Source organism: Mycobacterium sp. IDUB_21 (assembly GCF_055419425.1).
Genome location: NZ_JBVAXQ010000002.1, coordinates 325096 through 337634, shown reverse-complemented (window position 1 = coordinate 337634; position 12539 = coordinate 325096). Strand labels below are relative to the sequence as shown.

At 69.2% G+C, this 12539-nt stretch carries 8 protein-coding genes and 2 pseudogenes; 5 read left to right on the top strand and 5 right to left on the bottom strand.

What is annotated here, in order from left to right; genetic code table 11:
- Positions 1-13: 13 nt before the first annotated feature.
- Positions 14-709: an SHOCT domain-containing protein gene (locus ACZYY4_RS04445; RefSeq protein ID WP_463808239.1), complete on the bottom strand. Its 696-nt coding sequence runs from the start codon at positions 707-709 to the stop codon at positions 14-16.
- A gap of 93 nt (positions 710-802) precedes the next feature.
- Here ACZYY4_RS04445 and ACZYY4_RS04440 point away from each other — a divergent pair, with 93 nt between their 5' ends.
- Positions 803-1882 (top strand): class I SAM-dependent methyltransferase, encoded by a 1080-nt coding sequence (locus ACZYY4_RS04440; protein ID WP_463808238.1) that lies wholly within the window; start codon positions 803-805, stop codon positions 1880-1882.
- A 2-nt stretch (positions 1883-1884) separates the two neighbouring features.
- Here the strand turns inward: ACZYY4_RS04440 and ACZYY4_RS04435 are convergent, their stop codons facing one another.
- Complete coding sequence (locus ACZYY4_RS04435) at positions 1885-3414, bottom strand: Hsp70 family protein (protein WP_463808237.1); 1530 nt, start codon at positions 3412-3414, stop codon at positions 1885-1887.
- Between the two features lie 493 nt (positions 3415-3907).
- Here ACZYY4_RS04435 and ACZYY4_RS04430 point away from each other — a divergent pair, with 493 nt between their 5' ends.
- The 3 genes and pseudogenes from ACZYY4_RS04430 to ACZYY4_RS04420 all read left to right on the top strand — a co-directional run bounded on the left by ACZYY4_RS04430 (position 3908) and on the right by ACZYY4_RS04420 (position 5615).
- On the top strand, positions 3908-4537 hold the full coding sequence (locus ACZYY4_RS04430; RefSeq protein WP_463808426.1) for a cutinase family protein: 630 nt from the start codon (positions 3908-3910) through the stop codon (positions 4535-4537).
- Positions 4538-4717: 180 nt separating this feature from the next.
- Positions 4718-4905, top strand: a pseudogene (locus ACZYY4_RS04425) (hypothetical protein); the annotation flags it as partial.
- A gap of 50 nt (positions 4906-4955) precedes the next feature.
- Positions 4956-5615 (top strand): cutinase family protein, encoded by a 660-nt coding sequence (locus ACZYY4_RS04420; RefSeq protein ID WP_463808236.1) that lies wholly within the window; start codon positions 4956-4958, stop codon positions 5613-5615.
- Between the two features lie 10 nt (positions 5616-5625).
- Here the strand turns inward: ACZYY4_RS04420 and ACZYY4_RS04415 are convergent, their stop codons facing one another.
- Genes ACZYY4_RS04415 through ACZYY4_RS04405 form a run of 3 tightly spaced genes read right to left on the bottom strand, consistent with a single transcriptional unit; the run spans position 5626 to position 10969 of the window.
- Complete coding sequence (locus ACZYY4_RS04415; RefSeq protein ID WP_463808235.1) at positions 5626-7185, bottom strand: acetolactate synthase large subunit; 1560 nt, start codon at positions 7183-7185, stop codon at positions 5626-5628.
- A gap of 48 nt (positions 7186-7233) precedes the next feature.
- A complete protein-coding gene (locus tag ACZYY4_RS04410) occupies positions 7234-8616 on the bottom strand; it encodes an FAD-binding oxidoreductase (protein ID WP_463808234.1) in 1383 nt (460 codons plus the stop codon).
- 7 nt (positions 8617-8623) lie between these two features.
- Complete coding sequence (locus ACZYY4_RS04405) at positions 8624-10969, bottom strand: Tex family protein (protein WP_463808233.1); 2346 nt, start codon at positions 10967-10969, stop codon at positions 8624-8626.
- 182 nt (positions 10970-11151) lie between these two features.
- Here ACZYY4_RS04405 and ACZYY4_RS04400 point away from each other — a divergent pair.
- Positions 11152-12539, top strand: a pseudogene (locus ACZYY4_RS04400) (13E12 repeat family protein).

Genomic DNA, 12539 nt, shown 5'->3' with positions numbered 1-12539 from the left:
CGGCCACTGAGACTCAGCGTCCGTCGAGGATTCGCCGCTTCTCGGTCTCGAACTCCGCGGGCGTCAAGGCCCCGCAATCACGCAGTGCCGTAATCGTTTTAAGCTGCTCGAGCCGGACGCCCTCCCCGTCGGGGATGTACGCGGAGTCGGCGTCGGCCGCCGGTCGGGCGCGGCTGCGGGCCGGCCAGGAACGCGCACCGATCAAGCCCACCACGCCGATCCCGAACATCACCGGAAACACCCACACCAGCGACCAGTAGCCGCTGGGCCGGCCGAACGCCAGCCGCGGTGCGATGAATCCGCCGACCTGCCCATCGGCAGTGATCTGATAGTCGCCCGCCGTCGCCACCCGCATCCGCCACAACCGCCGCCGTGAGTCGTTGTTGACCGTCGTCGTGGTCCCGATGCTCTCCTCGAACTCCGGTTGGCTCATCCCCTCCGGTGGCACCACCCGCAGGCTCAGTGGCGGCACGGGCAGACCACCGCCGCTGGGACTGGAGATCACCCGGGTGTGCAGACTCACCGTTACCTCGCCCGCCGGCAATCGGAGACTGCCCGTCCCCGGGATCGGCACTTCGCCGTAAGCGTTGTACCGGTCCAGCACGAACGCGTTGAGGAGCAGCGCAACCACGAAGCCGATGACGCCGACGGTGATCAAGACGGCCGAGACCAGAACCGGAACCCGGCGGATCGCCCGCGCAGCTCTCATCCGCGCAGTGTGCCACGGCTGCCCACCGGTATCGCCGCAACGGCTACGGTCGGGGGTGGTGTCCGCGAAAGCCTGCAGCGGTCGGAGGTACACATGCCGGAGTCGAGCATCGTCGTCCGCCCGGAGCCTGCCGGAGCCCCCTCAAGGCGGCTCCAGGCAGCCGGGCTGGCCCACGCCACCACTGTGTTCGAACAGCTCGCTGCGGCGGTTCCGCTGCCTCCCGCTCCGCGGCCGATCGTCGTCGCCGACTACGGCGCCGCCACCGGCTACAACTCGCTGCTGCCGATCGGCGCCGCCATTGCGGCTTTCCGCCGCCGCACCCGGCCCGACCACGCCGTGCTGGTTGCCCACACCGATCTGCCCGACAACGACTTCACCGCACTGTTCAGCACCCTTGCCGACGATCCGGACAGTTATACCCGCAAGGACGCGGCCAGCTTCCCCTCCGCGATAGGCCGGTCGTTCTACGCCCAGATCCTGCCGTCACAGAGCGTCAACCTGGGCTGGACGTCCTGGGCGACGATGTGGCTGCGCCGGGCGGGCGAGGAACTGCCCGAATTCGAAGACCACGTCCATGTCGACCACAGCGACGACGCCACCGCACGACGCGAGTATGCCCGCCGGGCCGCCCAGGATTGGCAGGATTTCCTGGCCTTCCGCGGCCGGGAACTGGCCCCGGGCGGCAAGCTGCTGGTGTTGACCGCGGGCGTCGACGCGCAGGGCCGATCCGGCTATCAGCCCGTGCTCGACGCGATCGTCGCGGTGCTCGACGAGCAGGTTCGCGACGGCCTGCTGAGCCGTGATGAGGTCGCTGGGATGACGATCCCGGTGCTCGGACGCAGCGAGAAGGAACTTCGCGCGCCGTTCGCCCCGGCCGGGCGGTTCGAAGCGCTGACGATAGAGCGACTGGAGGCTTTCGACGCCGAGGACCGGTTCTGGGACCGCTACCTGCTCGACGGCGACGCGGGCGCACTGGGCACGCAGTGGGCCGCGTTCATCGGCGCCGCGATCTTTCCGACCCTGACCGCCGCGTTGGCCGGCGGGGCCGGCGACCCGCGGGCGGCCGAGTTCGTGCAACGGCTGGAAGCCGGCGTCGCAGCCCGGCTGGCGAGCAAACCGCAGCCGGTGCAGATTCCGCTGGCGCTGGTGGTCCTGGCCAAAAAGGCGGCGTGACGCTACGGGCTGAGCGGGGCTTCGGTGGGTTCGGGAGCCGGGTATGCGGGAACGCCCGGAGCCTCCGGAAGGTGCGTGAGGGCCGGTGGGGCGGGAAGGGGGCGGGGCGCGAACGCCGGCGGCAGCTCGCCGGTCGTCGACTCGACGGCGGTCGTGGCGGACACCGTCGTCAGCACGCCGGAATCCGGTTCGTCGTCGGCGGCATTCCGCAGGACCAGCACGGCCGCGGTGCCCAACAGCATCGCCACCAGCGCGGCCAGGATGACCACGGGAACCGGTCGCCGGTACCACTGGGCGCCGTCCCGGCCACCGATCTCTTCGGGTTCCGGCATGGCGGGCGGGCGCGGCGCTACCGGGGCCGGGCGGGCAGGCGGTGGCGTTATCAGCGGTTTCAGCACCGCGCTCGACGGGTCGGCCACCGGCGGCGCCGGGGGTTCGACCGGCGGTGTTTCGGGCAACGGTGGCGGTTCGGCCGGCGGGGTCTTCTTCGAGGTCGCCACCACATTGCCGGCGACGCTCAGCGCGGCACCGATGGCCGCCGTCAACTGCGGTCGCGGCGAGCTGATGACGGCGGCCCCGAAGCGTTGCGACAGGTTGTTCGTGACGGTCGGCATGTTCGCGCCGCCACCGACCGACACGATCGCCGACAGGTCATCGGGCACAATCTCGTTGTCGTCCAAGGTGTTCTGCAACGCAGTGAAGAAGCCGTCGAGCGGCTGACGCAGCGCCTCGTCGAGTTCCACTCGAGTCAGCCAGACGCCGCCGTGGAATCCCGCCAGCTCGGCTACCGTCTCGGTCGAGAGTTGCTCCTTGGCGTCACGGCACTGGCTGCGCAACCTGGTCAGCGACCCGACCGTCGGCGGTCCGTCGCCATTGCCGCCCAGATCGGCCACCACATGGTCCAGCAGCGCCTGATCGATCACGTCACCTGAGAACGTGGTGATGCGGCGGGTGGCGGCGATCGGCTCGAACCCGCGCCGAGCGTCGACGAGGGTGATGTTGGTTCCGCTTCCGCCGAAATCGCACACCGCGATGATGCCCTCGTCGGGCAGGCCCGGATTGGCGCGCAGGGCGGTCAGCACAGCGGTGGTGTCGGAGATCAGGGTCACCGGATGCTGCGCCCACTCCGACACCCGCCCCAAAGCGGTGCCAAGCGCGCCGATGGCCTCCCGCGACCAGTGGGCCGGGTGGGTGACCGCCACCGCGGGCGGTATCGGGCGTCCGTCGGTCGCGGCGTAGGCCAGCGCGTGCAGCCCGTCACCGAGCAATTGTTCGGCACGGTGGGTGGACCCGTCGCCCGCGACCACCGGCCCACCGCCGCCGACACGGTCCACGAAATCGGTCACCACCAGGCCACGTTCGTCGAGGTCGGTATTGACCGTGGAATTCTCCGATGGCATGCCGATCTGGGATGGCCGGTCCCGGAACAGCGTCAACACCGGCCGGCGGGTGATCGCGCGATCGGCGGTGACCGCTGCCAGAGTGGTCGCTCCGACGGACATGCCCATCGCGGGGCCTGTGTCATGCGCCATGCTGTCCCATCCACGGTGTCCACCGGCGATCGGAACCGGATCCTCGCAATTTTATCGACGAGTGTCCTGTTTACCCGGCATTGCAGCGACATTGGTGCGCCGAACAGCTCGCATCGGTGCTGCGCCAGGCGCTGAGCGGCCGGCGGTCCGTATCCTCGGCGCGCTGTGGCGCGGTGCCGCGGACCTCGTTGCGTGAACGCTCGCAGCCGTCGGGTTTCGAGTTTGCTCCGATGACGACATCCGGTGGTGGGCCGCCCGCCACCGAGTAGACACCTCGCGGTAACCGCGCGCTCACTCCGAGCCGGTCTCAGCCATGATTCAGATCTTCGATATGGCCCACACAGCGGGGTGTGCCTTAGACGCTCGGAGCCGCCCGGAAATCGTCGAACACGTGAATTCCCAGCGGTGTCTGCTTACGTCGCGCCACGACTTATGTCACCATGGACGGGTGAACGCACGTCGGATTCTTCGCGCCCTCGGTGTTGTGCTGGCAATGACCTGGCTCCTGCAGAGCACCGCCGTATCCCTTCCCTCCGCCTCCGCCGAACCATGTCCCGACGTCCAAGTGATGTTTGCTAGAGGCACCGACGAGGCGATCGGTCTCGGTGACACCGGGCAAGCATTCGTCGACGCGCTACGGCCCCGGCTCGGCGAGCGCTCCATGCAGGTCTACGCGGTCAATTACCCGGCCACCAATGACTGGCCGACCGGTATCGAGGGCATCCGCGACGCCACCGCCCACATCGAGGCCACCGCGGCGAATTGCCCCAAGACCAAGATGGTGCTCAGCGGCTTCTCGCAGGGTGCCGCGGTGATGGGGTTCTCCACCGCGAACGTCATCCCCGACGGGGTGGAAGGGGTTGATGTACCACGGCCGATGGCCCCGGAGGTGGCCGATCACGTCGCCGCCGTGGTGCTCTTCGGTACCCCGAATGAGCGGGCGATGAACTTCCTGGGCCAACCACCTCTCGTCATCGGCCCCGCGTACGCGGCCAAGACCATCCAGCTGTGCATGCCGGAAGACCCGGTCTGCTCCGAGGGTATGAATTTCGCGGCGCACGCTCCCGGCGCCTACGACGGGATCGCCGACGAGGGGGCGGCCTACGCGGCAAACCGACTGTAGCCACCGTGTTGGCAGTGCGGCACCGATATGACGGTTTGCTGGTGACGCTGCTGGTGGTGCTGGTCGGCTGCGGTTCGCAGGCGGCCGAACATGGCCTGGACACCGGCCTGAAGCAGGCCCTGATGCCGGCCTGCCGGCGGCGTCACTGCCGACCCCGGACACCGCGACGGTCCCCGCCGCGCCCATCGGGACTGTGCGGCCGGCCTGACCGAATACGCAGGGCACACCGCTGCCACCGACGGCTGCGCACCGGCTACCTCATCGACTCCAACCAGGACCGCACCGACAACAACCCCCAGCCCAGCACCATTATCTGCCTGTTACTGGGGTCCGACGGCGGTCCGCTGACCGGGTCGGCACGACGCTGAAATCCGACCCGCGGGCCCATCGCGAGATCTCGGCATGTCAGCATTTGAGGATGAGTTTGCGTGACACTGTTCGCACCGTCGCTGCCACGGTGATGCTGACCGGGACGCTGCTGGGCACACCGGCGGGCATGCCGACCGCCGCTGCTGAGCCCTGCCCGGACACCGAGGTGGTGTTCGCCCGCGGCTCCGGGCAGCCCGTCGGGCTCGGTGACGTCGGGGAGGCTTTCGTCGCTTCACTCCAGGACCAGCTGCCCGGCCGCGACGTGCAGGTCTACCCGGTTGAATACCCGGCGAGCACCGATTACCGCAACAGCGCGCTGATCGGCGAGAGCGACGCCACCGCGCACATCCAGGCCACGGTGGCCAACTGCCCGACCACCAAACTCGTGCTGGGCGGCTACTCCCAGGGCGCCAGCGTGATCGAGATGTCCAGCAATTCGCTGCCGGCCCCGGTCGCCCACCATGTCGTGGCGGTGACGCTCTTCGGCCCGCCGTCGAGTCCGTACTCCATCTCATTGTGGGGCGGCCCGCTGCCGGTCCTCGCCACGTCCTACCGCCCGAAGAGCATCGACTTCTGCCTCACCGGTGACATCTACTGCGAAGAGAACGGCAGCGTCATCCCGCACCTGATGTACGTGCAGGACGGAAAAGCCGCCGAGGCTGCTGCGTTCGCCGCGAATCGGCTCACGGCGGGGCAGAACATCAGTTAGAACGACCCGGTCAAAACACCGCCGGCATCCGGGCGTCGATCAGGTGCGGTCCCGGTTCGGACAATGCCCGCCGGAACTGTTCGGCGAGTTCCTCGCAGGTGGTCGCGACGGTCGCCGGCACCCCGAAGCCCTCGGCGATCTTGGCGAAATCCATGTTCGGCCGCGACAGGTCGAGCAGGGCCTCCGCTTTCGTGCCCCCGCCCTCGGCGCCCACTCGGGCCAGTTCCATGCGCAGAATCGCGTACGAGCTGTTGTTGATCAGCACGGTGGTCACGTTGACGTTCTCCCGCGCCATCGTCCACAGCGCCGAGATGGTGTAGGCCGCACTGCCATCGGCCTGCAGCGCGATCACCGGCCGATCGGGTGCGGCGACGGCAGCGCCCAGGGCGACCGGCAATCCCTGCCCGATCGCCCCGCCGGTGAGCGTGAGCACGTCGTGGCGCGATGCGCCGGCGGTGGCCGCCGGCAGCATCAGGCCCGAAGTGTTGGACTCATCGGAGATGATCGCGTTGTCGGGCAGCAGCGCGCCGATCACCTGGACCCAGTTCTGCGGGGTCAGCTCCCCCGACGGGAGTTGCGGGGCGGCGGCGGGCGCCGGCCGCGCCTGTACCCCGGGCGCCACCGCCTCGGCCAACTGCGCCAGCGCAGCCGCCACGTCCGTCTCGAGACCGGCCAGATTGTGGACCACACAGCCTTCGGGCACCAGGTCGCTGGGCTTGCCGGGATAGGCGAAGAACGACACCGGGGACCGGGTACCGGCGACCACCAGGTGCTTGATCCCGTCGAGTTGGAACGCGGCCTGCTCTGCCAGGTAACCGAGCCGGTCGATCGCCGGCACCCCGGCACCACGGGCCAATCGGGCCGGGAAGGTCTCGACCAGCGTGCGGGCCCCGGTCGCGGCGGCGATCCGGTCGGTGGCCTCCAGTGCCGTAACGTCGGCGACGGCGGGGCCACCGATCAGCAGCGCCACCGGTTCTCCGCTACGCAGGACGGCGGCGATCTCGGCGACGGCCTGCCCGTCGGGAGCGGCCGCGGCGACCGGTTCAACCGGGCCGGCCGCTTGTGCCCCTTCGTCCCAGGAGATGTCGGCGGGCAGGATCAGGTTGGCCACCTGCGCCGGACTGGCCATCGACGCGGCCACCGCTTCGGCGGCGTCGCGTCCGATCTCGGCCCCGTCCCCGGTGCGACGCACCCAGCCGTGGGTCCAGTCGGTCAGCGGCTCGATGTCGGACTCCAGCGGCGCGTCGTACTTCTTGTGGTAGGTGGCGTGATCGCCGATGACGTTGACCACCGGCACGTGCGCACGGCGGGCGTTGTGCAGGTTGGCCAGTCCGTTGCCCAGCCCCGGCCCCAAGTGCAGCAGGGTGGCGGCCGGCTTTCCCGCCATGCGGGCATAGCCGTCGGCGGCGCCGGTCACCACGCCTTCGAACAGGCACAGCACCCCACGCATCTGGGGCACCGAGTCCAGGGCGGCCACGAAGTGCATCTCAGAGGTGCCGGGGTTGGCGAAGCAGACCTGCACGCCGCTGTCGACCAGAGTCGTGATCAGGGCCTGTGCTCCGTTGGTCATGCGACCACCTTTCCTACCGACTCCGAATGTGCGGTTAGCTGCCGTTGCCTATAGAAGCACGCCGGGATTGAGGATCCCGGCGGGGTCGAAGGCATCCTTGATCCGGCGCATCAGGGCGATCTTGACCGGATCCTCCAAGTCCAGGAAATGTTGTGTCTTGACCCGTCCCAGGCCGTGCTCGCCGGAGATCGCGCCACCCAACGTCATCGCCGCGGTGAAGATGTCGTGCAGCAACCGGTGCCGGACATCATCCTCGGCGCAGAACACCGCCAGGTGGACGTTGCCGTCGCCGGCGTGTCCGCAACCGACTACCCCGGCACCCGCGGCTTGCGCGAAACCCTTTGCCCGGGTGAAGAATTCGTGCATGGCCGCGCGTGGAACCACCACGTCGATCACGTCGTGGGCACCGGCGGCCTTGGCCGTCCAGAACGCCTTCTCGCGGGCCTCGATCAGGGCATGCGCCGAATTACCCTCCAGCACATAGACGTCGACCGCCCCGAGCGAACCCAGCAATTCGCCCAGCATGGCCACGTCGTCGTCGAGGCGGCCGCGGTCCCGGTTCTCCAACCCGATCACCAGGTGCGCCTCGGCGGTCTCGCGGATGGTATCCGGGATGCCCAGGTTCAGGTTCTGCGAGTAACTGATCGCGGCCAAGGTGAGTTTGTCGACATATTCCAGGATCACCGGGTCCACGCCGCTGCGCACCACCGTCGGCACCGCGCGCATCACCGCGGGCAGGTCCGCGAACGGCGCCAACAGGGTGGCCGAATGCGCCAGCCGCGGATAGAGCCGCACGGTCACTTCGGTGGCCAGGGCGCAGGTGCCCTCTGAGCCGATGATCAGCTGGGTCAGGTCATATCCGGTGGACAGCTTGGTGATCCGGCCGCCGGCGCGGATCAGCTCGCCGGTCGGCAGCGCGGCCTGCAGCCCGAGCACATTGTGGCGGGTCACCCCGTACTTGACCGCGCGCATGCCGCCGGCATTGGTGCCGACGTTGCCGCCGACACTGGCGGACAACTCCCCGGGGAAGACGGTGTACATCAACCCCACCTCGGCAGTCGCGGTGTCGAGATCGGCCAGGGTGACGCCGGGTTGCACCACCGCGACCTGGTTGTCGGTGTCGATCTCCAGGATCGCGTTCATCTTCTCGAAGGAGATCAACAGACCGTCTGCGCATGGCCGCGCGCCGGCCGACAGTCCGGTGCCCGATCCGCGGGCGGTCACCGGGACTTTGGCGTTGGTGGCGGCGGCCAGCAGCGCCGCGACCTGCTCGGCGGTCTGTGGGCGGGCGACGTAGCGCGGAGTCACCGGTGCGCCGACCAGCGCCTCGTCATGGGCGTAGTCGGGGCCGATCTGCTCACCGGTGAGCAGCCCGGCGGCGCCGACGATGCCGACGAACTGCTGTGCGGCGTCGATGTCTACCGTCCCCATGCGGCCCTCACTTCCCGAATCCGGCGTCACGCAGCGCCTGAGCCATTGACCCGCCGGCCGGAGCTGCGTCCCGGCGACCGGCGCCGTTACCGGGGCGCCGCCGCTCCCCCCGATTCTGCTTGGCGGTGTCCCGGCCCGCAGCCGGTTTGGCGGCGGGACCGCGAGCCGGCTTTTCCCCCAGCCGCAGGCTCAATCCGATCCGCTGGCGATCGACGTCGACGTCGAGGACCTTCACCTTCACCACTTGCCCGGAGTGAACCACCGCATGCGGATCGGAGACGAAACGGTCCGACATCGCCGAGACGTGCACCAGGCCGTCCTGGTGCACCCCGACATCAACGAACGCGCCGAAGGCAGCAACATTGGTGACCACCCCCTCCAGGACCATGCCCACCTTCAGGTCGGCAACCTTCTCCACGCCCGCCGCGAACGTCGCGGTGGAGAACGCCGGCCGCGGATCGCGCCCCGGCTTCTCCAACTCGGCGAGAATGTCGGTCACCGTCGGGACCCCGAACCGGTCGTCGGCGAAGTCGCCGGGTCGCAGCGATCGCAGCAGCCGTTCGTCGCCGATGATCTCGGCGAGCGCGACTTGCGCGCGGTCCAGAATCCGCCGGACCACCGGGTATGCCTCCGGATGCACCCCGGAGGAGTCCAGCGGGTCGTCGCCGTCTCGGATGCGCAGGAACCCGGCGCACTGCTCGAAAGCCTTGGGCCCCAGCCGCGGCACGTCGAGCAGGGCGACCCGATTACGGAAGGGCCCGGCCTGGTCGCGGTGGGCCACGATGGATTCGGCCAACGATCCGGTCACCCCCGACACCTTGGCCAGCAGCGGCGCCGATGCGGTGTTGAGGTCGACGCCGACGGCGTTCACCGCGTCTTCGACGACCGCGTCTAGGCTGCGCGCCAGATTTCCCGGCGTGACGTCGTGCTGGTACTGGCCGACCCCGATCGACTTCGGCTCGATCTTGACCAGCTCGGCCAGCGGGTCCTGCAGCCGTCGGGCGATCGACACCGCCCCGCGCAGCGTGACGTCCAGATCGGGCAGTTCGTGTGCGGCGTAGGCCGACGCCGAATAGACCGAAGCGCCGGCCTCGCTGACCATCGCCTTGACCGGTGCGGCGGCGCCTGCGGTCTTGAGGTCTGCGATCAGTTCGCCGGCCAGGGCGTCGGTCTCGCGCGACGCGGTGCCGTTGCCGACGGCGATCAGTTCCACGCCGTGCCGGGCTACCAGTGCGGCCAGCGTCGCTTTGGCCTGATCCCACTGCGTCTGGGGTTGGTGGGGGTAGATGACGCAGGTGTCGACAACCTTGCCGGTGCCGTCCACGACGCCCACCTTCACCCCGCTGCGAAAGCCCGGGTCCAGCCCGAGTGTGGCGCGGTTGCCGGCCGGGGCGGCCAGCAACAGGTCCTTGAGGTTCGTGGCGAACACCGCCACCGCGTCGGATTCTGCGCGTTGCCGCAGGCGCATCCGGGCGTCGACCGCGGCCGAGAACGCCAGCCGGGTGTTCCACGCCCATCGGACCGTCTCGGCCAGCCAGGGCGTCGCCTTGCCGGGCGCGGTCATGTCCACGCCGAGCGACTTCGCCACCATCGCCTGGTAGGGCTCCTCGGCGCCGCCGTCGAAGGTCAGCGCCAGGGCCTCCTCCTTCTCGCCGCGCAGCACCGCCAGCACCCGGTGCGACGGCATTGTGTCCAAGGCTTCGCTGAACTCGAAGTAATCGCGGAATTTTTGTGCCGCAGCATTTTTCGCGGCCTCCTGGGACCGCGGGGCGGTTCGCAGCGAACCGGCGGTCCAGAACGTCTCCCGGACAGCGCCCACCAGTTCGGCGTCCTCGGCGGCCCGTTCGACCAGGATGGCGCGCGCGCCCTCCAGCGCCGCTGCGCCGTCGGCGACGTCCTCCCCGGTGAACTCTGCGGCCATCTGCTCGGGATCCAGCGCCGGGTCGGCCAGCAGCCGGTCGGCCAGCGGTTCCAGACCGGCTTCGCGGGCGATCTGGGCCTTGGTGCGGCGCTTGGTCTTGTAGGGCAGGTAGATGTCCTCGACCCGGGCCTTGGTGTCGGCCGACAGCAGTGCGTGTCGCAGCTCGTCGGTGAGCTTGCCCTGCTCGTCTATTGAAGCCAACACGGTGGCCCGGCGGTCGTCGAGCTCGCGCAGGTAGCGCAGGCGCTCCTCGAGGGAGCGCAGCTGACCGTCATCCAGGCTGCCGGTGACCTCCTTGCGGTAGCGGGCGATGAACGGCACCGTCGACCCCTCGTCGAGCAGGGCTACGGCGGCCGCGACCTGCCGCTCGGCCACTGCCAGTTCCTCGGCAAGACGGACGTTCACCGGTTTGAGCGTTACGTTCGCGGTCACGCCGTCGGACCCTACCGAACGTCGCTGACAATCCCGGGACGTGGCCTACGACGCCGCACCACCGACGGCTTGAACAGCGTTGCCGTGGGGCGGTTTTGGGCGAGTTGTCCACAGTTGGCGGTCTATCCACAGATTGCTATTCGTGCCCCACGAATCGAACGATTGTTCGATATCCTTGAGGCATGTCCGACCCCGATCAGGTACTGCCTCCCGCGGCAGCGGCCCGCGCCGCGATCAGCGCTGACCTGACCCTGATCGACGACGCTCACGCCCGGCTGCGCGGTGCCGATACCGACGCGGTGGGCAATGCGTTTCGCGTCGAGTTCGCCGAACGCCTCGAAAACCAGCAGCGGGTCAACCGCGGCCTGTCCTATCGCATGTTCGGTGAGATCGCCGACCCCGCCGACGGCCCCGATGATCCCCGACTGCCCGCCGACACCACCGTGCGTGACCTGCTGTGGTCACGGCTGCACGTCACCCGCGCCGAGATCCGGCGCCGCTTCCGCATCGCCGCACGCATCCGGCCCCGACGCAACCTCACCGGGCCCCCGACGCCACCAGAGCTCCCCGAAGTCAGCGCCGCCGTCGAGAACGGCCACATCGGCGACGACCACATCAGAGCCATCACCGCGGCCCTCGACGCGCTGCCCGCCAAGGTCACCGCCACCGACCGGGAGTATGCCGAGCGCACCCTGGTGCACCATGCGACCCAACAGGACCCCGCCTTCGTCACCTCGGTCGGCCATCGCATCACCGATGTACTCAACCCCGACGGAAACTTCTCCGACGAGGACCGGGCCCGCCGCCGCAACCTCGTCCTGGGCCGCCAAGGCTCCGACGGCATGAGCCGGCTCACCGGATGCATCGACCCCGAAACCCGCGCCTATCTCGAACCCATCCTCGCCGCGGTCCGCCCCGGCCACCGCCAACCGGACTCCCCCGAACAGCGTGACACCCGATCCTGCGGTCAGCGCTGTCACGACGCGCTGAAACTGGCACTGCGCCATGCCATCGAATCCGGCGCCCTGGGTGCCCACCGCGGCGTCCCGGTCACCGTGATCGTCACCACCAAACTCGCCGACCTCGAACAAGCCATCCACGCCGTGGCCGACCCGGACATCCCGATGCCCGCCCCGGCCCGCACCGGTGGCGGCAGCCGCCTGCCCATGCGCGATCTGATCCGCATGGCGGCCAACTCGATTCACTATCTCGCGGTCTTCGCCAGCCACTCCGAACGCCCGCTCTACCTGGGCCGAAGCAAACGCCTCGCCACCCTCGACCAGCGAATCATCTGCCACGCCCGCGACCGTGGTTGTACCCGACCGAACTGCACCGAATCCGGATATCACTGCGAAGTCCACCACTCCACCGACTGGGCCCGCGGCGGCCGCACCAACGCCGACGAACTGTACTTCGCCTGCGGCAGCGACCACGGCGCAAACACCCGAGGCGACCTGCAAACCCACGTCACCAACCAAGGCCGCCTCGCCTGGAGCGACAGCACCAGCACGCCCCGGATCAACCACCTGCACCACCCGAAGAACTCCTAGACAACGACGATGACCCCTAG